Source organism: Pseudonocardia sp. (assembly GCF_050246655.1).
GTDB lineage: Bacteria > Actinomycetota > Actinomycetes > Mycobacteriales > Pseudonocardiaceae > Pseudonocardia.
Map to the genome: position 1 here is coordinate 30,347 of NZ_JBFWVQ010000021.1, position 22,996 is coordinate 53,342.

The 22,996-nt window shown below is 71.8% G+C and carries 20 protein-coding genes and 2 pseudogenes; 6 read left to right on the forward strand and 16 right to left on the reverse strand.

The features are described 5' to 3' along the window. Positions 1 to 87: 87 nt before the first annotated feature. The 6 genes from AB7J25_RS10040 to AB7J25_RS10065 all read right to left on the reverse strand — a co-directional run bounded on the left by AB7J25_RS10040 (position 88) and on the right by AB7J25_RS10065 (position 6,526). The gene (locus AB7J25_RS10040) at positions 88 to 1,143 is read right to left on the reverse strand and encodes a hypothetical protein (protein ID WP_428507446.1); all 1,056 of its coding nucleotides are present in this window, start codon (positions 1,141 to 1,143) and stop codon (positions 88 to 90) included. A gap of 192 nt (positions 1,144 to 1,335) precedes the next feature. Beyond that, positions 1,336 to 1,956, reverse strand: coding sequence for an MEDS domain-containing protein (locus tag AB7J25_RS10045; protein ID WP_428507448.1), 621 nt, complete (start codon positions 1,954 to 1,956; stop codon positions 1,336 to 1,338). 159 nt (positions 1,957 to 2,115) lie between these two features. Next, positions 2,116 to 3,945, reverse strand: coding sequence for a PucR family transcriptional regulator (locus AB7J25_RS10050; RefSeq protein ID WP_428507450.1), 1,830 nt, complete (start codon positions 3,943 to 3,945; stop codon positions 2,116 to 2,118). A gap of 9 nt (positions 3,946 to 3,954) precedes the next feature. Then, positions 3,955 to 4,116 (reverse strand): hypothetical protein, encoded by a 162-nt coding sequence (locus AB7J25_RS10055; RefSeq protein WP_428507452.1) that lies wholly within the window; start codon positions 4,114 to 4,116, stop codon positions 3,955 to 3,957. Between the two features lie 180 nt (positions 4,117 to 4,296). Next, positions 4,297 to 5,349: a hypothetical protein gene (locus AB7J25_RS10060; RefSeq protein WP_428507454.1), complete on the reverse strand. Its 1,053-nt coding sequence runs from the start codon at positions 5,347 to 5,349 to the stop codon at positions 4,297 to 4,299. Positions 5,350 to 5,593: 244 nt separating this feature from the next. Continuing rightward, positions 5,594 to 6,526: a LysR substrate-binding domain-containing protein gene (locus AB7J25_RS10065; RefSeq protein ID WP_428507456.1), complete on the reverse strand. Its 933-nt coding sequence runs from the start codon at positions 6,524 to 6,526 to the stop codon at positions 5,594 to 5,596. Between the two features lie 148 nt (positions 6,527 to 6,674). On the opposite strand from AB7J25_RS10065, the pseudogene AB7J25_RS10070 reads away from it, so the two are divergent. Beyond that, a pseudogene (locus AB7J25_RS10070) lies at positions 6,675 to 7,334 on the forward strand (phytanoyl-CoA dioxygenase family protein); the annotation flags it as partial. Between the two features lie 102 nt (positions 7,335 to 7,436). On the opposite strand, the pseudogene AB7J25_RS10075 reads toward AB7J25_RS10070, so the two are convergent. Continuing rightward, positions 7,437 to 7,505, reverse strand: a pseudogene (locus AB7J25_RS10075) (hypothetical protein); the annotation flags it as partial. 47 nt (positions 7,506 to 7,552) lie between these two features. On the opposite strand from AB7J25_RS10075, the gene AB7J25_RS10080 reads away from it, so the two are divergent. Continuing rightward, entirely contained in the window at positions 7,553 to 8,509 is a 957-nt protein-coding gene (locus AB7J25_RS10080) for an NAD(P)/FAD-dependent oxidoreductase (protein ID WP_428507511.1), read from the forward strand. Between the two features lie 36 nt (positions 8,510 to 8,545). Here AB7J25_RS10080 and AB7J25_RS10085 read toward each other — a convergent pair whose 3' ends face one another. After that, positions 8,546 to 9,172 (reverse strand): MarR family winged helix-turn-helix transcriptional regulator, encoded by a 627-nt coding sequence (locus AB7J25_RS10085; protein WP_428507458.1) that lies wholly within the window; start codon positions 9,170 to 9,172, stop codon positions 8,546 to 8,548. A gap of 81 nt (positions 9,173 to 9,253) precedes the next feature. Between AB7J25_RS10085 and AB7J25_RS10090 the strand changes: the two genes are divergently transcribed. Continuing rightward, positions 9,254 to 9,715, forward strand: coding sequence for a peroxiredoxin family protein (locus AB7J25_RS10090; protein ID WP_428507460.1), 462 nt, complete (start codon positions 9,254 to 9,256; stop codon positions 9,713 to 9,715). A 97-nt stretch (positions 9,716 to 9,812) separates the two neighbouring features. On the opposite strand, the gene AB7J25_RS10095 is transcribed toward AB7J25_RS10090, so the two are convergent. Genes AB7J25_RS10095 through AB7J25_RS10110 form a run of 4 tightly spaced genes read right to left on the reverse strand, consistent with a single transcriptional unit; the run spans position 9,813 to position 13,787 of the window. Continuing rightward, on the reverse strand, positions 9,813 to 10,883 hold the full coding sequence (locus AB7J25_RS10095) for a 2Fe-2S iron-sulfur cluster-binding protein (RefSeq protein WP_428507462.1): 1,071 nt from the start codon (positions 10,881 to 10,883) through the stop codon (positions 9,813 to 9,815). 5 nt (positions 10,884 to 10,888) lie between these two features. Further along, positions 10,889 to 12,391, reverse strand: coding sequence for a hypothetical protein (locus AB7J25_RS10100; protein ID WP_428507464.1), 1,503 nt, complete (start codon positions 12,389 to 12,391; stop codon positions 10,889 to 10,891). A gap of 1 nt (position 12,392) precedes the next feature. Further along, positions 12,393 to 12,728, reverse strand: a complete 336-nt coding sequence (locus AB7J25_RS10105) for an MmoB/DmpM family protein (RefSeq protein ID WP_428507466.1) — start codon at positions 12,726 to 12,728, stop codon at positions 12,393 to 12,395. 27 nt (positions 12,729 to 12,755) lie between these two features. After that, entirely contained in the window at positions 12,756 to 13,787 is a 1,032-nt protein-coding gene (locus AB7J25_RS10110) for a hypothetical protein (RefSeq protein ID WP_428507468.1), read from the reverse strand. A 196-nt stretch (positions 13,788 to 13,983) separates the two neighbouring features. On the opposite strand from AB7J25_RS10110, the gene AB7J25_RS10115 reads away from it, so the two are divergent. Next, positions 13,984 to 16,167, forward strand: a complete 2,184-nt coding sequence (locus AB7J25_RS10115) for a GAF domain-containing protein (RefSeq protein WP_428507470.1) — start codon at positions 13,984 to 13,986, stop codon at positions 16,165 to 16,167. Here the strand turns inward: AB7J25_RS10115 and AB7J25_RS10120 are convergent. From AB7J25_RS10120 to AB7J25_RS10135, 4 genes are all read right to left on the reverse strand, one after another. Continuing rightward, positions 16,151 to 18,595 (reverse strand): ATP-binding cassette domain-containing protein, encoded by a 2,445-nt coding sequence (locus AB7J25_RS10120; RefSeq protein WP_428507472.1) that lies wholly within the window; start codon positions 18,593 to 18,595, stop codon positions 16,151 to 16,153. The two genes, AB7J25_RS10115 and AB7J25_RS10120, sit on opposite strands and share 17 nt — an antisense overlap. A gap of 49 nt (positions 18,596 to 18,644) precedes the next feature. Further along, positions 18,645 to 19,073 (reverse strand): VOC family protein, encoded by a 429-nt coding sequence (locus tag AB7J25_RS10125; protein ID WP_428507474.1) that lies wholly within the window; start codon positions 19,071 to 19,073, stop codon positions 18,645 to 18,647. Positions 19,074 to 19,078: 5 nt separating this feature from the next. Further along, entirely contained in the window at positions 19,079 to 19,522 is a 444-nt protein-coding gene (locus tag AB7J25_RS10130; RefSeq protein WP_428507476.1) for a helix-turn-helix transcriptional regulator, read from the reverse strand. A gap of 73 nt (positions 19,523 to 19,595) precedes the next feature. Then, positions 19,596 to 20,849 (reverse strand): NAD(P)/FAD-dependent oxidoreductase, encoded by a 1,254-nt coding sequence (locus AB7J25_RS10135; protein ID WP_428507478.1) that lies wholly within the window; start codon positions 20,847 to 20,849, stop codon positions 19,596 to 19,598. A gap of 263 nt (positions 20,850 to 21,112) precedes the next feature. On the opposite strand from AB7J25_RS10135, the gene AB7J25_RS10140 reads away from it, so the two are divergent. Next, the gene (locus AB7J25_RS10140) at positions 21,113 to 21,592 is read left to right on the forward strand and encodes a GreA/GreB family elongation factor (protein ID WP_428507480.1); all 480 of its coding nucleotides are present in this window, start codon (positions 21,113 to 21,115) and stop codon (positions 21,590 to 21,592) included. A 174-nt stretch (positions 21,593 to 21,766) separates the two neighbouring features. Beyond that, on the forward strand, positions 21,767 to 22,987 hold the full coding sequence (locus AB7J25_RS10145; protein ID WP_428507482.1) for a PucR family transcriptional regulator: 1,221 nt from the start codon (positions 21,767 to 21,769) through the stop codon (positions 22,985 to 22,987). Positions 22,988 to 22,996: the final 9 nt, after the last annotated feature.

Sequence of the window (22,996 nt, forward strand, 5' to 3'; positions counted from 1 at the left end):
GCGCTGTGCCACCGCCGTCCACAGCGAGGCTCGTCGCAAGGCTCGCGAGTGGAGCGGCGGCGCGCGCCGCCGCTCCACTCGGGCCGCTCAGCTACCGGTGAGCTGGGCCCTGGCGAGATCGCGCCCCTTCACGATGGCCGCGAGCTTGGCCTTCGCGACGTTGCGTCGCATCGACGCGATGCCGCAGTCGGTGGACACCGACACCTGTTCCGGCGGCACCGATCCGAACAGCCGGTGCAGCCACCCGGCGATCTGTTCCGGGGTCTCCACCCGCAGGAGCTCGATGTCCACCACACCCACACCGAGGTCCTTGTCCGCGGGCCAGCCCCGCAACGAGTCCACCTCGGCGAACTCGTGGCTGGCCATCTGGAAGTGGATCTGGTTGCAGTTCAGGTCGAACGCCCACGGGAACAGCCGGTCGCCCTTCAGGTCGAGAATGCCCGGCTGCCCTTCCTCGTGGCCGTAGCAGATGTGCACCACCTTGTAGGCGTCCACCCCGTCGAACGCCGTGTTGATCGCCGAGATGATCCAGTCCTCGGGCTCGAAGAACGTGAGCGGCTCGGTGATCTGGATCAGATCCACCCCGCGGCGCTCGAGGTCCTTGAACTCCGTGTTGTACGCCTTGGCCACATCCTGGGAGAGGGCCTTCAGATCGTGGTAGTGCTGGTCGGTCGACAATGCGCTGAGGGTGGCCGGCCCGAGCGAGACGTTGACCTTCAGCGGCGCGTCGCTCACCTCGCGGACCGCCTCGATGACCGGCTTGTACACCGGCCGTCGCCACGCGACGTCACCGAGCACGGTGGGCTTGTAGATCGGCAGGTCGAACGCGCCGACCTGGATGCGGTCGCCGTATCCTGCATAGCCCTCGAGCTTGTGGGCCATGGCGTGGAAGAGCTCGGCGTACTCGTAGCCGGTCTCGTTCTCGTAGTACTGGCCGCCGTCGGTAACGATGTCCAGGCCGACGTCGAGCATGTCGTGCACGGCGGCCGAGACGGCGTGGTGATACAGCTCCCGCATCCGGTAGCTCACGAACTCCGGTTCGTGCACACCGACGGGAAAGACCTTGCCCTCCATGTAGATCGGCCGCGGATAGGCGCCGACGAGCGTCGCCGGCAGCAGTACGTCCTGACCTCGGACCTTCATGACATGTCTCCTTCGAGAGAAGTGGTCGCGCACCGAGGGTCGCCCGCTGGTCGGAAAGGCCGGCGGGGCGGGTCGATACCGATCGTGAATGGCGGCGGAAACGAGAGCAAGATGTGTCGGGGAGGTGCCGGTGGCCGTTTCGCCCGCCCCTTTCCGGAGGCGGGGGACCTGCGTTGTCGTCGTCGCCGACCGTCAGTCGAGAAGTAGCGGGGTCGCGACGCGCGGATTGTGCATCTCGATGCCGTTGAGCACGACCCTGCCATGCAGGCGCAGCAGGTCGAAGATCTGCTCGCCGCGGGTCTGCTCGAGGTCGTACATGCACAGCGTGATCACCGGGGTGTCCTCGAACTCCCGCGCGTAGAGGGCTTCGTACTCGATCAGCCGGTCGCTGCCGGGGCAGCTCCGCAGACTCCAGCTCATCTCCCCGATCACGCAGGGGATCTGGTGGTTCGCGGTGCGACCCACCTGGGCGGCCTGCTTGTAGAAGGCCACCATCCGGTGGGGGTCGAAGTGGCCCGTGGCGAGGTAGGCGTCCCGGGACGCGATCAGCCGGAGCTGGCCGCGTTCGAGGGCGCCGTCGACCTCGGTGGTCTCGGCGGTCAGCTGCTCGGCGACCAGTTCCGGTTCGTCGCGGTCGCAGACGTAGATCACCCTGCAATTGGCCGCGATGGCATCCGCAATCACGGGGAACAAGAACGCGTCACGTTCCTTGTCGCCACGGTAGAACACACCGACATGGTCGCCCGGACGGAGGACCACGTACTTGAGCGAGATCGATCGATCGGGGGGAGCATCGTCGGTTCGGATTGTCATGGCGCAGCCTCTCGACCGGGCTGACGATACCGAGCCACCAACCCGCCCTACTCCGTCCGGACTAGATAGTTGAAGTGAATTCGTGTGTCCCTCTCGGACAGGTTCGACGGAACATCGCAGCGTCTCGGGGCCGTCGTCCGCCTGCGCGATTCCCCGGGCTCAGCCGCGCCGTCGCGAACCGTCGATCGCGCGCAGCCCGTCGGCCAGCCGCAGGGCCAGCTCGACGTTGAACCGGATGTCGGGCCGGCCGAGGTCGACGGCGAGGATCTCGCGGATCCGGCCGAGCCGGTACTTCAGCGTCGACGGGTGGATGGCCAGGCGCCGGGCCGTGGCGGGGTGGCCCTCGCCGCCGAAGAACGCGCCGAGGGTCTCCACGAGCCGCGTTCCGTGCTCGGTGTCGTAGCGCAGCAGGTTGCCGATCCACCGGTCGACGTGCTCGTCGACCCGGTCGGCGTGCGCGGTGTCGAACAGCAGCCGGTGCAGCCCCAGGTCGAGGAACCGCACCACGCGGTCGGGGCAGCGCGGCGCCATGGTCACCGCGACGAGCGCCTCCCGGTAGGCGGGTTCGAGGTCGCCGAGCCCGGGGCGGGTGTCGCTGATGCCGATCGCCGGCGCGGCCGAGGGCAGCGCCGCCGTCACCCGTTCGAGGAAGCGCCGCGTGCACCGCTCGACGGCATCGGGGCGCAGGATCGCGACGATCTCGGACCCGATCATCCCGGCCAGCCCCCGGTCGCCCGCCCGCAGCTCGTCGCCCACGACGGCGAGCGCCCGGCGAGCGGCCCGCGCGGTGTCGCCGGGGTCGTTCGGGCGCAGCGCGACCACGACGGCCGGGCCGTCGCCCTGGTGACCGAGCCGGGCCGCCAGGGCGGCCGGGACGGTCCCGTCGCCACGCCCCAGCAGGACGTCCTGGAGCAGGTCGCGCCCCAGCCGCTCCTCGGCCTCGGCGACGCTGCGTTCGATGAGCAGCCGCAGCGCGAGGACCAGCCGGCCGCCCTGGAACGTCGTGTGGTCCACCGGGCCCAGGTCGGTCGAGCCGGCCATCAGGTAGCCGAACGTCTCCCGGTCCGTGGCGACGCTCTGGACCAGGAACGGGCGCAGTCCGGCCGTGGTGCCGAGCTCGACCGACCGCGGCGTGTGCTCCGGGTCGTGACCGGCGAGCACCCGGGCCAGCTCCGAGGCCCGCGGCGCCGCGACCATCCCGGTCCCGCCGTAGGCGTGGGCCAGCAGCCGCCGCTCGGCGTCGAGCAGCCAGACCGGGGCCCCGATGCGGTCGGCGAGATGGACGACGACGGTGTGGGCGTCCTTGCCGCGCAGCACCAGGTCGATGAGCTCCTCCTGCAGCGCGAGCGCCCGAGCGAGGAGCTCCCGCTGCGCGCCCAGCTCGCCGGCCAGCTCGCCGAGCGCATGGACCCTGCGCTCCTCGCTCTCCCGGATGCGGGCGACGTAGAGCGCGGTCGAGGTCTGGGCGCCGAGGGCCTGCACCAACGTCAGGTCACCCGGCATCGCCCGCCGTTGCCCACCGGCGAGGAGATAGCCCAGCAGCTGCGTCGACACCCGAAGGGGCAGCGCGAACAGCGTGTCGATGCCGGCCCGGCGGAGCGGACCGGGCACGTCGGCGCCCTCGGACCAGGTGGGGCGCAGCGCGTTCAGCCGAGGGCACAGCCTGCTCAGCTCGTCGACCACCTGCGGTCGGATCCCCGGCTCGCCGGCGCAGCGGCCCGTCACCTCCAGCGGTCCGTCGGGGCCGTCGGAGTACCAGGCGACAGCGGCGAGCGGCAGCCGGGTGACCGCGGCGAGCCCGCCCGCCGCGAGCTCGGCCGTCGTCGTGGCATTGGGCGCGGAGTGCATGAACGAGCCCAGCAGGACGACGGCGTTGAGCCCGGCCACCGTCTCGCGCAAGCCGGCGTCCGCGCCGGGCAGGGGAGCGGGGCCCGGCAGGTCCGGTCTGCTGCCGTTGGTGTGCGTCTCGCCGACGCCCGCCCGCCCCACCGCCGCCCCTCAGGCCCGGTCCGTCCGGCCGCGCCGCAGCGGGAGAGCGACGCAGGGGCAGCGCCGCTCGATCCCGTCGACGACGCGGCCGTGCACGGGGAGCGGAGCAGACTCGCCGCGGATCGGCTCCGGCTCGACGATGCGGTCGGCGGTGCCCGGATGCGCGCTCATCGGCAAGACCCCTTCGTCCCGGCAGACGGTACCGGTGCGCCGGTGCCGGACGGACTGTCCGGCCCGGCCTGCTTCGGCCGGGCGGTTCTTCGTGAGGGGGCGAACCGTGGGCACCGCGCGCGGCGGGAGCGGCGGGGCGGGGGGCGGCGGGCCGCCCGCGACCGGCCGGGGCAGCGGTCGTCAGCCGCCGGCGAGGATCTCGCGGGCCAGCCGCGTGCCCTCGACCAGCGCCTCGATCTTGCGTTGCGCGTGCTCGCGCTTGAGGTTGAGCAGGCCGCAGTCGGTGCTGACCGTGATCCGGTCGGCTGGCACGTACTGGGACGCCTCCACCAGCCGGTCGGCGACCGCCTGCGGCGTCTCGATGACCGTGCACTTCACGTCGATCACGCCCACCCCCAGGCTCATGCGCTCCGGGAGGTCCTTGAGATGGGCGAGGTCGCCCGGCCCGCGGCGCATGGTCTCGATGTGGATCTCGTCGACGTCGGCCTCGAACGCGAACGGGAACATGTCCTGCCCGCGCGGCTCTCCGACCCCGGGGTTGCCGCCCTGGTTGCCGTAGCAGATGTGCCAGATCCGATGCGCGTCCACGCCCTCGAAGGCGGCGTTGAGCACGTCGATGTACCAGGGCTCCTCGCCGTAGTAGGTGAGCGGCTCGTGGATCTGGATCCAGTCCACCCCGCGCGCGGCCAGGTCCCGGAACTCGGCGTTGAACGCCTTGGCGATCGCCATCGCCCGCGGCTTGATCTCGTCACCGTAGTGGCGGTCGGTGCAGCAGAACGCGAGGAACAGCGGCCCCTGTACGGCGATCTTGGTGGGCGCCCCGCGCGCGGCCCACTGGGTGGCCTCGAGCACCGGCGCGTAGACCGGGCGGACCCACTCGACGTCGTCGATGATCGCCGGGGCGTGGAACTTCTTGTACAGCTCGATCGCGATGGGCTCCCCGTGCCGGGAGAACCCCTTCAGGTGGTGGCCCCAGAAGTGGAACACCTGGCCGTACTCATGGCCGGTCTCCGACTCGAAGTACTGCTGGCCGTCGCAGATCACGTCGAGGCCGGCCCGCACCTGGTCGTCCACGCAGAGCCGCACCGCGTCGAGGTAGTTCTCCTTGATGCGGTAGTTGATGAAATCGGGCTCCTCGAACTCGCCGAACACCTTGCCGGTGAGCCAGTTCGGCCGGGGATAGGACCCCACCATGGTGGTGGGCAGCAGGATGTCCTGGTCACGCACACGCATCGGCGTCTCCTCACGGGAACGTGGGTCGCGTCAGCCCGCGAGTCGGCTCCGGAGGTGGAGCGCCCTCGTCAGGGCTCCGGCCGGGGATCGACGCGGTCTTCGCGTCGGGGACGCTAGGGAGGGGAGCACTCCAGCGGCTTCCGCCCGTATGGACCAAGTCCACACGGCTACTCGTCCCGGTCGGGCAGGTCCCTCCGGAACAGCCCGGTCCGGTCCGGCGCCACCGCGCCGTGCTCACCAGAGCTCACCAGACGAACGGGCTCGCGAGCCGGGGATCGAGGATCTCGACGAGGTCCAGAGGAGCGTCGGCGGTCGAGTCGACGAAGCCGCGCAGCGTCGGGGAGAGGTTGTCACGACGCCACACCATCACGAGCTCGACAGGCGTCGAGGCCTGGTCGATCTGCCGGTACACCACGCCCGGCCGGGGCACGGTCGCGACCGAGGACGGGACGATGGCGACCCCGATCTCGGCCGCGACCAGGCCGATGATCGTCTGGATCATCCACACCTCGCGCTGGACGACGGGGGGCGTGGCCCCTGCCCGCTCGAGCAGGAGCCTGATCTGCGAGAAGAGACCGGGGATCTCGTACTGGGCGGGCAGGATGAGCGGCTCGCGGGTGAGCGCGTTCAGGTCGACGACCGGGTCGTCGGCGAGCGGGTGGCGCTCGGGGAGCGCGGCCACGAGCGCCTCGGTGCTCGCGCACTGCGACGCGAGCGAGTCGTCGGCGAAGGGGGCGTACAGGAAGCCGACGTCGATCCGGCGCTCGTGCATCTGCCGGATCATCGTGTCCGGGGTGCGTTCGTGCAGGCTCAGCTCGACCCGGGGGTAGGTGCGCCGGTAGCGGCGCAGTGTGTACGGCAGTGCGAGGTTGGCCGCCGACGGGACGAACCCGATCACCAGCCTGCCGGTGCTCCCGTCGCCTGCGGCCTGCACGATCCTGGTCATCTCGTCGATCTCACGCAGCACCCGCCGGGCCTCGGTGAGCAGGGCGCGGCCGGCCGGGGTGAGGGTGACCGACCGGCTCGTCCGGTCGAACAGGGTGACGCCCAGGTCGGCCTCCAGCGCCTTGATCTGAACGCTCAGCGGCGGTTGGGCCATGTGCAGGCGCGCCGCTGCCCGCGTGAAGCTGAGTTCCTCGGCGACCGCGACGAAGTACTGGAGCCGACGGAGGTGCACCTCGCAGACAATATCTCCAGACTATGAATCCTTACAAACAAGATATTGGACATATCGCACCGACCGGGCCGAGACTGCGGGGGCCCCCGCTGCGACGCACATCGAGGTGAGACGCAATCGTGAACCGTCGACCGCCAGGACCGGCGTCATGAGCGGCCTGACCGACGAACAGCGCACGAGGTTCGACGAGGACGGGTACGTCGTCGTCGAGGACATCATCGATCCGCACCGCCATCTCGACCCGATCGTCGCCGACTACGCCGGTCGCCTCGACGAGCTCGTCCGCGACCTCGTGGACGCGGGCGAGCTCGACCCGCCCGAGCCCGGCCTGTCCTTCGGCGCGACGCTGACATGGCTGTACCAGCAGACCCGCCGCGACTGGTCGCAGCACTTCGACTTCTCGCTGCCGCTGCGCGGCGACGTCCGGGCCGACGAACCCTGCTTCTTCAGCAGCGCGGTGTTCGCCCTGCTGCGCACCCCCGCGCTGCTCGACGCCATCGAGTCGCTGATCGGGCCCGAGATCTACTCCAACCCCGTCCAGCACGTCCGGCTCAAGCCCCCGCAGTCCTCGATGCCCGCCGAGTTCGTCGGCGCCAAGGGCCTCGTCGGCCGCACGCCGTGGCACCAGGACGCCTCGGTCGTCGTCGAGGAGGCGGACGAGACGGACATGGTGACGGTCTGGCTGCCCGTCTTCGACGCCACCGTCGAGAACGGGTGCCTGCGGGTGGCACCGCGGTCGCACCGCGACGGGCTGCTGGAGCACTGCCCGGATCCGAAGGGCCGGTACCTGTCGACGTCGCTGTTCGACGCCGAGCGCGCCGTCCCGGTGCCGATGCGCAGGGGGAGCGCCCTCTTCATGAGCAAGACGACCCCGCGTCGCGGCCGACTGCTTGAGGATCGCTCCGTCCGGCGCGAGGCTGCCGCGCAGCACGGCCGTACCGGTGCCGGCCGGCCGCAGCGGCTCCGACACCGGGCGCACGACAGGAGGTCGTGCGTGCGGCGTCGGGGAACCTGAAGCGGGTGTCCCTGGAGCTGGGCGGCAAGTCGCCGGACGTGGTCAGCCGGCGTGAGCTTCCCCGCCCGCACGTCCTCGCTGAGGAGGCGTCGCTGGTACCGCTGCAGCTGGACACCACCGTCGTCGCCGGCTCCGTCGAGTGGGGCGGCGCGCTGATGACCACGACTGAGGTCGAGAACTACCCCGGGTTCAAGGCCGGCATCCAGGGGCCGGAGCTGATGTCGGAGATGCTCGAACAGGCCCAGCGCTTCGGCGCCACGGTCGTGCCCGACGACGCGGTGGACCTGCGGCTGGCGGGTCCGGTGAAGACCGTCGTCGACGCGACGGGGCGGTCCTACCGGAGCGCCGCGGTCATCCTGGCGATGGGATCGGCGTACCGCCGCCTGGGGCTGCCCGGCGAGCAGCGGCTCAGCGGATCGGGCGTCTCCTGGTGCGCCACCTGCGACGGCGCCTACTTCCAGGACAAGGTCGTGGCCGTGGTGGGTGGGGGAGACTCCGCGATGGAGGAGGCGCTGTTCCTCACGCGCTTCGCGTCGAGGGTGCTGGTGCTGCACCGGCGGTCCGCGCTGCGCGCCAGCGTGGTCATGCAGGAACGCGCCTTCGCCCACGGGTCGATCGAGTTCGTCTGGAACGTCCAGGTGACCGACGTGCTGGGCACGGACCGGGTCACCGGCGTGCGCACCCTCGACACGGGGACGGGCGCGGAGCGGACGCTCGCCGTCGACGCGCTGTTCGTGGCGATCGGGCACGAGCCACGATCACAGCTCGTGCGCGATCACCTCGCGTGCGACCTCGACGGCTACGTGCTGGTCGAGGGCCGCAGCACGAGAACCACCGTTCCCGGCGTCTTCGCCGCGGGCGACCTCGTCGACCGGACGTACCGTCAGGCGATCACCGCGGCGGGATCCGGGTGTCAGGCCGCCATGGACGCCGAGCGCTACCTCACCGACGCCGCGGAGCGACGGTAGGAGAACTCCTTCAAAGCCGCGCCGACCGTGCGGCGGTCACCCGGAGGTCTCCGGATACCGATGAGCGGACGGGGGTTGCCGGGCAGGTTGCTGGGCACCGGCGGGCACGTGCTCCGCGCAGTCGACGCGCAGCGCGGCCGGGGCGAGGGTCTGCTCGAGCAGCGCGCACCATCCGTCATCGGGAGGGTGTGGCTGGTAGAACCGGCAGCTCAGGCACGTGCGCGCGGTGCTGATGATCCCGGCGGCGTTCAGCTCCACGATCACGTTGAGCAGGACCGTGAGGCTCTGCGCCTTCGCGGCTACCGGCAGGGCGTGCAGCGCCGCGAGCACCGGATCGCGCCAGCGTGTGATCCGCCCGGCGGCTTCCCGTCCGCGCGCGGTGGCCGTCCACACCCGCGGTGCGCTCCGCTCGACCAGGCCCTTGTCCGTGAGCGCGGCGAGCGCGTCGCTGACTGTCGGCGCGGAGACCGCGAGCCAGCCGGCCAGCGATCCCGTGCCGCGGTCGCGGGTGCCGCTGGAGGTGATCCGCAGCAGGAGTTGCGCCTGGGTCGGAGACATCCCCTCGGCCGCGGCCGCCCGGCGCAGCATCGACCGGGCGGCGTCGCCGAGGCGCTCGGTGGCCTCGGCGAGCCGGCGGTCCAGGTCGGCTCCGGTCTCGGCCACCCGCGTTCCCTCACTGGAATTAGGACTCCTAAAACAGGTGCTACGCTAGCGGCCCGGGGTCGGGCAGCGGAAGGGGTTGCGATGGATGCGGAGCAGGCACCGGAGCCCGACGTCACCGAGTGGCTCAACACCGCGGCGCTCACGCTCGCCGACCTGAGGGGTCGGGTGGTCGTGCTGGAGGCGTTCCAGATGCTCTGCCCCGGCTGCGTCAGTCACGCCCTGCCGCAGGCCCAGCGCGTCGCCGACACCTTCCCGGCCGCCGACGTCGCCGTGGTCGGACTGCACACCGTCTTCGAACACCACGACGCGATGACCCCGACGGCGCTGCGCGCGTTCGTCCACGAGTACCGGCTGCGGTTCCCGATCGGCATCGACCGCCACGCCGACGGCGACCTGTCGCCCGTCACGTTCCGCCGCTACGGGATGCAGGGCACGCCCACCACCGTGCTGATCGACCGGGACGGCCGGGTGCGCTCGCGGTCCTTCGGCGCCGTCGGCGACCTCGCCCTCGGCGCGCACATCGCGCGGATCGCCGCCGAGTGACTCGCGGCGGCTGAGCCGGCCGCAACCGAGCCGTGATCACCGTTTCCCTGACATGACCTGCACCCGTGCACCTCACGTCACGGTTCCGGCGATCACGTCACTCCGCCCTGGATGTCATAACGTCGATTATCGGATCCAGGGCGGCCGTCCGGGTCATGGGGGTCGCGGGAGTGAACGCGTCGAAGTAGACGTTCCGCGGCCGGACGCCCGCAGCCGTCAGCAGCGGGACCGCCGCGTCGATCATCGGCGGTGGGCCGCACAGGTACACGTCGTGGGCGAGTCGCGGCCGCCACCGGCTCAGCGCGTCCGTGACGAGGCCGGTCTCACCCGCCCAGTCCGCGGGCCACGACTCCGATAGCACCGGGCGGAACTCGAAGGCCCGCAGTCGCGAGCCGACCCGGCGGATCTCGTCGGTCAGGTAGAGGTCGCCGGCCGTCCGGGCGCCGAAGAACAGGGTCACCGGGCGGTCGAAGTCGCGGTCGGCGAGATCGCGGAGCATGGAGAGCAACGGCGCGAGTCCCGAGCCACCGGCGATCATGAGCACGTCGCGGTGCGACAGGTGGATCCTGAGCCGGCCGTACGGGCCGAGCACCCGCACCGGGAGGCCCGCCACGGCGCCCTCCCGCAGGAAGCGGGAGAACGCCCCGTCGGGGTACAGCTTGACGATCAGGTCGATCCGCCTGCCGTCCGAGGGTGCGTTCGCCAGGGAGAACGTGCGCACCAGCTCCGTGCCGGGAATCTCCACGTTGACGAACTGCCCGGCGGTGAACGCGATCGGGTCGCCGACGACGTCCAGGGACACCGCCGCGATGTCCCCGGTGAGCGGCCGCACCGCGCCCACCCGGGTGTCGTGGGGGCGGGACCGGTCACCCGAGAGGTACTCCTCCTCGGTGAGCCCGCTGGGCTCCACGTCGATGACGCAGGGCTCCAGCGGGATGCTCGCGCACGCGAGGATGAGGTCCGCGGCGCGGTCCCCGGGGCTCAGCGCGAAGGACGACCCGTGCTCCTCGACGTCGCCGTCCACGAGGCGCACGGTGCACGTCCCGCAGCCGCCGTGCTTGCACCCGTACCGCAGGAGCACGCCGTGGCGCAGCGCGCCCTCGAGCACCGTCTCGTCGTCGGCACAGTCGAACCCGCGGCCGAAGGGCTCCACCTGGATCCGGTTCATGGTCCTCAGGCCTGCAGGGGGTCCTTGATCTCGTAGCCGATCGCGCGGATGTCGTCGATCGTCCACATCCGTTCCAGGTCGAGCAGCGGCTGCCCGATCAGCGTCCGCCCGTCCGGGCGCAGCAGGCCGAGGTCCACGATCATGTCGGCGAGGTCCCAGCCGTGGTAGCGCTCCCAGAAGCTGCGACGGTGCCGGTAGGCGTCCGGCCAGGTCGTGAAGATCCATTCACAGCCCTCGCTGCAGACGGCGATCCGCCGTCCGCCGTGCTCCAGGATCCGCGCGCTGTTGATGTCGAGGCGGGGCATGGTGCACGGCAGCTGGCAGACCTGGCAGATCGGTGGGAGTCCGGGGAGCTCCTGCAGGATGAGGCGCCCGCCGGCGGGGTCGGCCAGGGCCCGGTAGCCCTCCCAGTAGCCCTGGTAGAGCGCGGACCACCCCGGGTAGTGGTCCTCGAACCACTCGAAGTCCGCCGGGACCATCGCGTCGGAGCGCCAGAAGTTCAGCGGCCACACCGCGGAGAGCACCTGGCCCAGCGTGTGGTGCTGCCAGGTCACCTCGTCCGCGGCCGCCGCCAGGCGGCTGGGCGCCCTGACCCCGAACTCGCCGAGCCGGTCGATGTAGTTGCCGACGAAGTCGTCGACGACCCATTCCTCCCACTGCGTCTTGTAGCTCCACGGCCGCAGCTTGGAGCCGTACTCCGCGCCCCAGCCGACGGCGGTGTCCAGCGCCTTGTGGGAGTGCCAGAAATGCCGCTCCAGCGCCTGGTTGAGGTGCGGGACGTTGTCCTCGTCGGCGAGCAGCGCCATCACCGAGCCGTAGCCGTTGGCCATGTGGCGGGCCTCGTCGGACTGGATGGACAGCAGGGTGCTGGCGAGCGCGTTGTCGCCGTTGAGCACGGCCGCCTGCGGGGTCGCGACGAGCAGGATGTTCGTGAACGCGGTCTCGATGACGATGTTCAGGTCGATGATGCAGTCCAGCGGATCGCCGGTGTTGAAGTGCTGGAACTCGCCGATCGAGACCAGCCCGGCGGGGTGCTTGTAGAGGCTCGGCTGGGAACGGTCCCAGCCCGCGGGGTCCTCCCAGTGCTTCACGTAGTAGTTGCGCAAGGCCATCTGCAACTGCGTGTGGCGGACCTCGTCGAGCATCTGCGCGGTGAAGCCCTGGCGCAGCTCCTGGCTGTCGACGGTCGAGATGATCATCCCGCACGCTGCGACGGCCTGGAACTCGGCGTTGGTCAGCAGCGGCAGCAGCAGCTTCATGGCCTCCATGAAGCGCGGCTGGATATGGGTGAACTCCCGGGTGCGGATCGCCCCGTCGATGAATCCGTGGGTCCGGTCATCCTTTTCCGCCTCCATCTTCATGTAGTCGCGGATCAGCACCCGGAACGGGTCCTTCCCCTTCTTGGGGAGCTTGTACTTCGTCTCGTAGCGCGGCTTCGGAGCTGCGAACGTGAAGTCCCAGTCGTAAGCCTTCGACTTCTCGTGCAGCTGCACCATCGTGGATGCCATATCAGTCCTTGAACCGGTCGGGGCGGATGTCGGAGAAGATGTCGATCCGGCCGTCGCCGACCACGATCCGGCCGTAGTAGGTGCTCATGTTGACCAGGAAGATGTCGGTGTCGATGTCCCGGCCCGCGATCTCGCTGATGTCGGCCATGGTGAAGCTGAGCTGGTCGTCGCGTTCCACCTTGTAGAAGCAGTCGCGGAAGTCGATGGTCGCGTCCGGCTGGGTCTCCCGGACGTGCTCGACCGCCGCCTCGGTGTCGCCGCTCGCCATCAGCGAGATTCCGACCCGCCCCTTGGTGGCGGTGGATTCCTCGGCAGGCGCCGTGGGGCTTGCGTTCATCTCACGTTCCTCCACTCGCTGGGGTCGTCAGGCCGGAAGGCCGCACGCGGCGACGGTGTCGCGCTGGAAGGCCAGTACCCGGGCGAGCGCGTCCTCGGTGCCCTGCTCGTCGGTGCCGCAGCAGGCGAAGGCTCCCGACAGGGCGCGGGCGGCCTTCTCGCAGCGGGGCTGCCACGCGTCGAACCAGCTGCGGATCAACGCGGCGTTCGCGGCGCCGTGCTCGGGGTCGGAGATCACGAGCGCGACCAGCGCCCGGGCCGCGTCGGCGGCCCGGGCGGCGTCCGCGACCGACTGCGCCATGACGACGGGGGTGACCCCGTCGCCGAAGGATGGCGCGCGGTGGCTGAACAGCTCGACCTTCGCCAGGCGCCCGACGACGGGCTCGAACACGAGCGCCGTCACCAGCAGGATCTCGACCCAGTCGGTGCCCGTCGCCAGGTGCTCCACGACCTCCCGGACCGCGACCAGCGACGGGTCGGTCATCCAGGCCTCGCGGGCGTCCGCGTCGGTGAACCCGGGCACCTCCTCCTGGAGCAGGTCCAGGTGCAGGACGACGTCCTGCAACAGGCGCAGGCGGTCCACCGCCTGGAACACGGTCGCGAACTCGATGGTGTCCGCGCGGGCCTCGCGCACGGCGTACGCCAGCGCGCGGAACAACCCGTACTCCACGAACGGCCAGGCGGCGTACGTGCGCCCGAGGATCTCCTTCGACCAGGCCGGGCTCAGCGTGGACGCCGAGACCTTCACCAGGACGGGCAGCAGCCGACCGAGCGCCTGCTCGTCCTGGTTGCTGGTGGAGACGTAGGGTCGCTGCCACGTCCGGCTCGGATCGCGGTACTGCGCCCACAGCGTCGTGCGGACGGCGCTGGACGTGTCCGACCAGGGCGGCGCACCGTTGTCATAATGAAGGGGCCAGCCGACGTCGAGCCAATGCCCGGGCGCGGACTGCTGCCCCACGGTATAGAGCTCGTACTCGCTCGGCTTGCGGCGTTCGGGCGTGAACCAGATGAACGTCCGGTCGCCCTCGTACACCGGCGGGGACGTCGACTGCGCAGACACCGGCCGTCACTCCCTCGTGCTCGGACCACCCCGTGCCGGCGGAGCGCGCGGCAAGGTGAGATGAAGGTAGAGCGGCCAGAGGCGGCGGGCTTCGTCCATGATGAGAGATTCCGCGGGCGAGATATCCCGCTAGCCTGCTCCATGTAGGGGTACGGCAGCGTGGTGCCGCGGTCACGAGCCATCGAGGAGATCCACGATGTCGGACGTGACGGGCGGGAGCCGGTGGCCCGAGCTCATCGAGACGGTGCTGGGCATCGAGGCCGCCCAGGACAGCGGGTCGGCGGTCCGCCTGCTCGAGGCGACGCTGGCGTTCGTGGGCTGCGTCGGCGCGCAGCTCGTCGAGTGGGTCCACCAGCGGCCCAGCCCGGTCTGCGGGGCCGGGCGCTCCCTGCGCCTCGCCTCGCGGCCCGCCGAGGGTCTGGCGGCGTTCGCCGGGCACCCGCTGGCCGTCGGCCGCGTCGACGAGTACCGCGACCTCGTGCTCATCCGGGAGCCCTGGGACGAGCCGTTCGGTCCCGAGGCCGCCGAGCACGCCCGTGCTCTGGCCACCCTGCTGCGCCACACGCCCTCGGTCGGCCGTAAGGACGCGGTCGAGGCCCTGCACCGCCTGTCCACGGAGATCGTCCGCACCCTCGACGTCGACCGCGTGCTGCTGGCGATCTCCAACGCGGCGGCGCGGCTCAGCTCCTCCGAGATCGCCGGCGTCTTCCTCGTCCACGACGGGCCGGAGGGCCCGGAGCTGCGCATGCAGTCCGTCGTCGGACACCGGACGATGGAGACCGCACGCCTGCGCGTGCGCAAGGGACGCGGGATCGCCGGGAAGGTGCTCGACACCGGTCGTCCGCAGCGGGTGGACCAGTACGCGACGACCACCGAGATCACCAAGGACTACTTCGCGATCGCCATGCAGGAAGGCACGCAGTCGGGGCTCAGCATCCCGATGTGCGACACCGACGGCACGATCATCGGCGTCCTGTCCACCTGGCGGCGCAGGGCGTCGGTCTACTCCGAGGAGGACGAGGACCTCCTCGTCTCGCTGGCCGGACTGGCCACGATCGGCATCGTCAACGCCCGTCGCTACCACCAGCAGCAGCAGGCGACGGCGGCCGTCGAGGGGGCCCGTGCACAGCTGCAGCAGCGGCTGCGGGCGTCGGACGAGGCGCTGGCGATCCACCGGACGCTGACCGAGATCGCCGCGGAAGGCCTGGACCTGCTCGCGCTGGCCGAGGCGCTGCACGAGTTCCTCGGCGGCCCCGTCGTCATCGCGCCGAGCAACGATCGCGCGCCGGTGCAGTACCCGCCGGCCCGGCCCGGCGAGCCCACCCTCGCCCCCGACCCGTGGCAGCACGAGTACGACAACGGGCACGAGCGCGACCAGCACGCCGCCGGGCCGCGCTGGGTCGGCGCTCCCGTCGAGGCGGCCGGCGTCCGGCGGGGCGTCATCCACGTCCTCCTCCCCCGCCGGCCCGCGCCGCGCGACATCGTGACCCTGGAGCAGGCGGCGACGATCTGTGCGGTGCTCCTCATGCACGAGACCCTGCTCGACGCCACGGTCGGGCGGCTGCGGTCGGAGTTCGTGTGGGATCTCCTCGAGGGCCGCCGGTCGCCGTCGGGCGACGACGCCGGGCGGGCGTGCTCGCTCGGCCTGCGGCTGCACTACCCCGCACGCGTCGTCCTCGTCGCCGCGGACGGGCTGGACACGCTGGCCCGGGCCATGCGCCTGTCCGCGGAGCAGCACCACCACCACCGCGCCCTGCTCACCAGCCGGATCGGGAAGGCGCTCTCCAGCCTCGCGGGCCAGGACGTCCCGCTCGCCTCACGGGACGAGCGGGTCGCGGTGATCGTGCCGGCGTCGGCCGTCCCGGATGCCGACGCCCTCGTCCAGGCGCTGCGGGAGTGCTCACCGTTCGCGACCGTGTCGCTGCGGGCCGGGGTGAGCAGCCGCAAGGCCGAACCGGACCTGCTCGCGGAGGGCCTGCGCGAGGCACGCGTCGCGCTCACGGCGGCGGCCGGGTCCGCGCGGGGGGCCGTGCTCTTCGACGATCTCGGCGTGCTGCAGTTCCTGCTCGGCTCGGGCGGCGCCCTGGAGCTCGACGACTACGCGCGCCGGGTGCTCGGTCCGCTCGTGGACTACGACGCCCGCCACGACGCCCAGCTGGTCGCGACGCTGGACGCCTACCTCGCCAACGGGTGCAACGCCAGCCGGACGGCGCGCGCGATCCGGCTGCACCTCAAGTCGGTGCAGTACCGGCTGCGCCGGATCAGCGAGATCGGCGGGCTGGACCTGAACGACCGGGAGACGCGCCTGGACGCCGAGCTCGCCCTGCGCATCATCGGCCCGGCCCGGACGCTGCGCTCGGCCGTCAACGCGCGGGGCTGACGTAGTCCGCGAGGTGCTCTCCGGTGAGCGTCGACCGCCCGGCGATCAGCTCGGCAGGCGGGCCCTCGAACACGACCCGGCCGCCGTCGTGCCCGGCACCGGGCCCGAGGTCGATGATCCAGTCCGCGTGCGCCATGACGGCCTGGTGGTGCTCGATGACGATGACGGACTTCCCGGAGTCGACGAGCCGGTCCAGCAGGCCGAGCAACTGCTCGACGTCGGCCAGGTGCAGTCCGGTGGTCGGCTCGTCGAGGACGTAGACGCTGCCCTTCTCACCCATGTGCACGGCGAGCTTGAGGCGCTGGCGCTCGCCGCCGGACAGGGTCGTGAGGGGCTGGCCCAAGGTGACGTAACCGAGGCCGACGTCCGCCAGCCGCTGCAGGATCCGGTGCGCGGCCGGCGTGTGTGCCGGGCCGCCGCCGAAGAACTCCTCGGCCTCGGTCACCGGCATCGCGAGCACCTCGCTGATGTCACGGCCGCCGAACGTGTATTCCAGCACCGACGCGTCGAACCGCTTGCCCTCGCACACGTCGCACGTCGTGGCGACGCCGGCCATCATCGCGAGGTCGGTGTAGATGACGCCCGCGCCGTTGCAGTTCGGGCAGGCGCCCTCGGAGTTCGCGCTGAACAGCGCGGGCTTGACGCCGTTGGCCTTCGCGAACGCCTTGCGGATCGGTTCGAGCAGCCCGGTGTAGGTGGCCGGGTTGCTGCGCCGGGACCCCTTGATCGCGCCCTGGTCGACCACGACCACGCCCTCGCGGCCCGCCACCGAGCCGTGGATCAGCGAGCTCTTGCCCGACCCCGCCACCCCGGTGACGACGACCAGCACGCCGAGCGGGATGTCGACGTCGACGTCGCGCAGGTTGTGCGTGTCCGCGCCGCGCACCTCGAGGGCCCCCGACGGGGTGCGCACCGACGGCTTGAGCGAGGCCCGGTCGTCCAGGTGCCGCCCGGTGAGCGTGCCGCCGGCCCGCAGCCCCTCGACGGTGCCCTCGAAGACGACCTGCCCACCGGCCGTGCCGGCACCCGGGCCGAGGTCGACGACGTGGTCCGCGATGGCGATCGTCTCCGGCTTGTGCTCGACGACGAGCACGGTGTTGCCCTTGTCCCGCAGGCGCAGGAGCAGGTCGTTCATCCGCGCGATGTCGTGGGGGTGCAGCCCGATCGTGGGTTCGTCGAAGACGTAGGTGACGTCGGTGAGCGACGACCCGAGGTGGCGGATCATCTTGGTGCGCTGCGCCTCGCCGCCGGAGAGCGTGCCGGACGGCCGGTCCAGCGAGAGGTACCCGAGCCCGATCTCGACGAAGGAGTCCAGGGTGTGCCGCAGCGACGCGAGCAGCGGCGCCACTCCGCTGAGGGTCGAGCTCCCCTGGGCTCCGTCTCCGCCGGCCCGTTCCAGGCCGCGCACCCACTCGGCGAGATCGCTGATCTGCATCGCGCAGGCGTCCGCGATGTTGATCCCCTCGATCTTCGACGAACGGGCGAGCTCGGTCAGGCGGGTGCCGCCGCAGTCCGGGCAGGTCCGGAAGACGATCGCGCGGTCCACGAAGGCCCGGATGTGCGGCTGCATCGCCTCCCGGTCCTTGGCGAGGAAGGACTTCTCGATCCGCGGGATCAGGCCCTCGAAGGTGACGTTGATCCCCTCGACCTTGATCCGCGTCGGCTCCTTGTGGAGCAGGGCGTTCAACTCGCGTTTCGTGAAGTCGCGGATCGGCTTGTCCCCGGGGAAGAAGCCGCTGTTCGCGAAGATCCGGCCGTACCAGCCGTCGACGCTGTAGTTCGGGATGGTGAGCGCGCCCTCGACGATCGACTTGCTGTCGTCGTAGAGCGCGGTCAGGTCGAAGTCCGAGACCGTTCCGCGGCCCTCGCAGCGCGGGCAGGCCCCGCCGATGATCTCGAACGAGCGCCGTTCCTTGGTGGTCCGCCCGCCCTTCTCGATGGTGACCGCGCCCGCCCCGCTGATCGTGGCGACGTTGAACGAGAAGGCCTTGGCCGGCCCCACGTACGGCTGGCCCAGCCGGCTGAACAGGATGCGCAGGAGCGCCCCGGTGTCGGTGGCGGTGCCGACCGTGGAGCGGACGTCGCCGCCCATCCGCTCCTGGTCGACGATGATCGCCGTGGTCAGCCCGTCGAGGACGTCGACGTCCGGGCGGGCCTGCGTGGGCATGAAGCCCTGCACGAACGCGCTGTAGGTCTCGTTGATCAACCGCTGGGACTCGGCGGCGATCGTCGAGAAGACCAGGGAGCTCTTGCCCGAGCCGGAGACGCCGGTGAACACCGTGAGCCGGCGTTTCGGCAGCTCGACGTGGATGTCCTTGAGGTTGTTCTCGCGGGCCCCGTGCACGCGGATCAGGTCGTGGCTGTCGGCGGCGTGCAGCCCGGTCGGCCCACCGACCGGCTGCGTGTCCGTGCTCGTGGCCATGCTCATCGGCTCCCTGTCTGTCGACGGGTGGCTCAGGGTCGACACCTCGCCGTGCTCAGCGCACCTCGAAGATGCGGATCATGTTGCCCGCCGGGTCGCGGAAGGCGCAGTCCCGCACCCCCCACGGCTGGTCGGTCGGCTCCTGGACGACGTCGGCGCTGTCACCGCAGGCGGCCTGCAGCCGCTCGAACGTACCGTCGAGGTCCTTGGTGGCCAGGTTGATGCCCGCGTAGGTGCCCTTGGCCATCATCTCGGCGATGGTGCGGCGCTCGTCCTCGGTGATGCCGGGGTCCGCGGCCGGCGGGTGCAGGACGATCGACGTGTCGGGCTGCCCGGACGGACCGATCGTGATCCAGTGCAGTCCCCCGTACTCGACGTCGTTGCGCACCTCGAAGCCGAGAACGTCGCGGTAGAAGGCCAGGGAGGCGTCCGGGTCCTCGTGCGGGAGGTAGGTCTGGTAGATGGTGATGTCGGTCTTGGTCATGGCCCTCACGCTAGGTGCGGCTCGGGGGCCGGTGCTTCTCGATTCCTGACCGGTCTGGTGACGCGTTTCGCCACGCACGGCGGCATGCCGTCCGTCGGGCTCCCGGCCTGGCGCCGGTAGACGCTCGGGGGCATGCCGACGAGCTCGGTGAAGCGGGTGCTGAAGGTGCCGAGCGACGAGCAGCCCACGGCGAAGCAGACGTCGGTGACGGACAGGTCGCCGCGGCGCAGCAGGGCCATCGCCCGCTCGATGCGCCGCGTCATCAGATAGCTGTACGGCGACTCGCCGTACGCCTGCCGGAACCGGCGGGACAGGTGTCCGGCCGACATGTTGACGCCCCGCGCGAGGGCCTCGACGTCCAGCGGCTGGGCGTACTCCCGGTCGATCCGGTCCCGGACGCGGCGCAGCAGCGCGAGGTCGCGCAGGTTCTGGTCGTCCCTCCCGCCCACCCGGCTGATCGTGCCACGGCCCGGTCGCACCACCCGGCCCGGCCCCCACGCGTCCGGCGCGGTGGATCCCGCGTCACCGGTCCGGGCGGAAGGGGCGCAGCTCGTGCGGCGGGTGACCGCTGACGATCGCCTCGGCCAGCAGGCGGCCGGTGAGCGGACCCAGCACGATGCCCCACATGCCGTGCCCGCCCGCGACGTGGATCCGTGGTGAGGAGGTCGGGCCGATCAGTGGCAGCCCGTCGGGGGTGCAGGGGCGCGACCCGACCCACTCGTCGCGGCGGTCTGCGAGGTCCACCCCGCGCAGGAACGGTCGCACGGCCTCGACGATCGCGCGGATCCGCCGCGGATCCAGCGGCTCGTCGGGACCGCGGAACTCCATCATCCCGGCGATCCGCAGCCGCTCCCGAAGCGGCGTGCACGCGACGCGTTGCGCGGGCAGGTAGATCGGTGCAGCAGGCAGCTGCTCCGCGGGCACCGTGAAGCTGTAGCCGCGGCCGGCCTGCACGGGCACCCGCACCCCGACCCGGGAGGCGAGCTCGGGCAGCCAGGCGCCGGTGGCGAGGACGACGGCGTCGTAGCGGTGGACGTCGTCGCGCGTGCTCAGGGCGACGTGCCGCCCGTCGTCGCGGACGTCCAGGACGGGAGTGTGCTCGGCGACGCGGGCACCGCGGGCGCGGACGGCGTCGGCCAGCGCGGCGAGGTAGCGGGGCGGGTCGATGAAGCGCTGGTCGTGCAGCTGCACCGCGGCCACGACGTGATCGGTCAGGATCGGCGCCAGCTCGCGCGCCCTGGCCGGGGGCACGACGTCGTAGCCGACCTTCTGGCCGAGCTCCTCCAGCGCGGCCAGCTCCTCCAGCAGGCCGTCGCGGGCGGCCGCCGTGGCGAAGCAGGCCAGGAACGGGTCGGCGGCGCGGGTCGGCGCGTCGACGCCACCCGCGGCGAGCCGGTCGAACGCGTCGAGGGCCTGCCGGTTGACGTCGCGGTAGGCGTGCACGCCGCGCCGCCAGCGGCGCGCGGTGCAGTGCCGTGCGAAGGAACCGAGGAACCGCCACAGGCGTGGCTGCACGCCGAAGGGGACGTAGACCGGTGAGGCGGGGTCGAGCACTGCCCGCACGCCGTAGCGGAGCACGGCGGGCTCGGCCAGCGGCGCGACCAGCGCCGGGGTGAGCCATCCGGCGTTGCCCCACGAGCTACCGGCCCCGACGTGGACGCGCTCGAACACGTCGACGCCGACGCCGCGCTCCTGCAGGAACCACGCGGTGGCGAGGCCGATCATCCCGGCCCCGACCACCGCGACCCGATCCGCCGGCACGTGATCGTCGCGCATGCCTCCACCCTGCCCCGGGTACCGCGGCCCGGCACGGTCTGCGTCCCGCAACCTCACGGTCGGTGTCGTTGCCGGGCCCCGGAAAGAACTGCGGCTGTCGCCGAGACGTGTGGTACACCTCGACCGCGCGGTCACCGGCCGCGACGTCGCGCCTCGGCGATCACCGGCGGACGTCGCCTCCGGCCCGCGCTCCTGTGCTTCTGCACCCGGGCAGGACCTGCCCCGTGCGGACCACCCCCCGGATCGTCGCGAGGAGTGACGCTATGACCGAGACCCAGGTGTGGCTGGCGCGCGACGCGCACGAGCGGCTCCGGGCCGAGCTGCGCGAGCTGCTCCGGCAGCGTAGTGACGCAGTGGAGGGCCCCGAGCCCGACGGCTCCACCGATCATCAGCTGATGGCCGATCGCCGGGATCGCGACCACCGGATCAGGAAGCTGCAGGAAGTGCTGCAGAACCCGATCGTGGGGCAGGAGCCGCCCGACGACGGGGTCGCCGAGCCGGGGATGGTGCTCACCGTCCGCTACGAGGACGACCAGGAGACCGAGACGTTCCTGCTCGCGCACCACGACGACGGTCCGTACGCGGGGGACCTGATGACCTGCTCCCCCGACTCACCGCTGGGCAGCGCGCTGCCCGGACGCAGGCAGGGCGACACGGTGCAGTACCTCCTGCCCGACGGGCAGCCGATGCGGATCACGCTGCTGCGCGCGGTCCCCTATCGACGGTGCGCCGGACGGGCCTGAGGTGGGACCCTGTCCCCTTGCCGGACCTCGGCAACATCGGCGGCGGCGCGTGGTTCCTGTGGACACCGTGGACACAGTGGACACCGTGGACACAGTGGACACCGTGGACGCGGTGGACACAGTGGACACAGTGGACACAGTGGACACAGTCGACGCCGGGTGGGGAGGACACCGATGACGCAGGCCGCGGCGCGGGCGCCGGGCCGGCGCGCGGGCGACGCGTGGCTGCACCGGGTGGCTGCGGAGGCGAGCCGCGGCGCCGGGGGCGTCCCGGTCGAGCTGCTCGGCGAGTTCCTGTCGGTCCTGGTCGAGGCGGCCACGACCGGGCGCCGTCCGGACCGCGGCGAGCTCGACGCGGTCGGGTTGAACGGGCGGCGGGCCGCCGAGCTCGGCGTCTCGGCGGGCAACGCCGTGCAGCTGTACCTGTCGGCGGCCTGGCGGCTGTGGCGCGAGCTGCCGACCGTCGTCACGTTCCCGGACAGCGCCGCCACCGCGACCGCAGCCGAGGCGGTGATGCGGGCGGTCGACCGTGCGGTCGCGAGCCTCGCCGAGGGCTACACCGCCGCCCGCCGGGACATGATGCGCAGCGAGGAGACCCTGCGCCGCGAGCTGATCGAGGACCTGCTGCGCGGGGACGGCGACATCGGCGCGCTCGTCGAGCGGGCCGAGCCGTTCGGCCTGGACATGGCCCAGCCGCACCGGGTCGCCCTGGCGGCGCCGACGGGCAGGCTGGCCGACGCCGAGGCCGCGCTGAGCGGCCTCGAACGCGCGGTGGTGCACGGGATCGGGGACCGGGACGTGCTCGTCGCCACGAAGGACGGCAGCATCGTCGTGGTCGCCCCCGTCAGCCCGGCCGGGTCGACCGCTCCCGCACCCGCCGGGCTCGGGGAGCTGATGCACGCCGACCTGTGCCGGGCCCGGCGCGGCGGGCCGTGGCGGATCGCGGTCGGCAGGCCCTACCCGGGCGCGTACGGCATCGCCCGCTCCTACGAGGAGGCCCGCGAGACGCTCGGGATGGCCACCCGCCTGCGGCTGGACATGCCGGTCGTGCGGGCCGAGGACCTGCTGATCTACCGGGTCCTGCTGCGGGACCAGCCCGCCATCACCGATCTCGTGCACGCCGTGGCCGGGCCGCTCGCGAAGGCCCGCGGCGGGGCCGTCCCGCTCCTGGCCACGCTCGACGCGTACTTCGCGTCCGGGTGCGTGATCACCGAGACGGCGCGGCGGCTGCGGCTGTCGGTGCGTGCGGTGAGCTACCGGCTGTCCCGGATCACCGAGCTGACCGGCTACGACCCGACCGATCCCGCCCAGCGGTTCACCGTGCACGCCGCCGTCCTCGGCGCGCGCCTGCTCGGCTGGCCGCAGCGCGACCTCCCGGGGTCCGATCCCGGCTGACGCCGTCCG

What these genes read in the sequence shown, in the direction of transcription:
- AB7J25_RS10040 (WP_428507446.1), bottom strand. Translation starts at nt 1,143, where the DNA reads ATGAAGGTCCGAGGTCAGGACGTACTGCTGCCGGCGACGCTCGTCGGC.
- AB7J25_RS10045 (WP_428507448.1), bottom strand. Translation starts at nt 1,956, where the DNA reads ATGACAATCCGAACCGACGATGCTCCCCCCGATCGATCGATCTCGCTC.
- AB7J25_RS10055 (WP_428507452.1), bottom strand. Translation starts at nt 4,116, where the DNA reads ATGAGCGCGCATCCGGGCACCGCCGACCGCATCGTCGAGCCGGAGCCG.
- AB7J25_RS10060 (WP_428507454.1), bottom strand. Translation starts at nt 5,349, where the DNA reads ATGCGTGTGCGTGACCAGGACATCCTGCTGCCCACCACCATGGTGGGG.
- AB7J25_RS10090 (WP_428507460.1), top strand. Translation starts at nt 9,254, where the DNA reads ATGGATGCGGAGCAGGCACCGGAGCCCGACGTCACCGAGTGGCTCAAC.
- AB7J25_RS10095 (WP_428507462.1), bottom strand. Translation starts at nt 10,883, where the DNA reads ATGAACCGGATCCAGGTGGAGCCCTTCGGCCGCGGGTTCGACTGTGCC.
- AB7J25_RS10100 (WP_428507464.1), bottom strand. Translation starts at nt 12,391, where the DNA reads ATGGCATCCACGATGGTGCAGCTGCACGAGAAGTCGAAGGCTTACGAC.
- AB7J25_RS10105 (WP_428507466.1), bottom strand. Translation starts at nt 12,728, where the DNA reads ATGAACGCAAGCCCCACGGCGCCTGCCGAGGAATCCACCGCCACCAAG.
- AB7J25_RS10115 (WP_428507470.1), top strand. Translation starts at nt 13,984, where the DNA reads ATGTCGGACGTGACGGGCGGGAGCCGGTGGCCCGAGCTCATCGAGACG.
- AB7J25_RS10120 (WP_428507472.1), bottom strand. Translation starts at nt 18,595, where the DNA reads ATGAGCATGGCCACGAGCACGGACACGCAGCCGGTCGGTGGGCCGACC.
- AB7J25_RS10125 (WP_428507474.1), bottom strand. Translation starts at nt 19,073, where the DNA reads ATGACCAAGACCGACATCACCATCTACCAGACCTACCTCCCGCACGAG.
- AB7J25_RS10135 (WP_428507478.1), bottom strand. Translation starts at nt 20,849, where the DNA reads ATGCGCGACGATCACGTGCCGGCGGATCGGGTCGCGGTGGTCGGGGCC.
- AB7J25_RS10140 (WP_428507480.1), top strand. Translation starts at nt 21,113, where the DNA reads ATGACCGAGACCCAGGTGTGGCTGGCGCGCGACGCGCACGAGCGGCTC.
- AB7J25_RS10145 (WP_428507482.1), top strand. Translation starts at nt 21,767, where the DNA reads ATGACGCAGGCCGCGGCGCGGGCGCCGGGCCGGCGCGCGGGCGACGCG.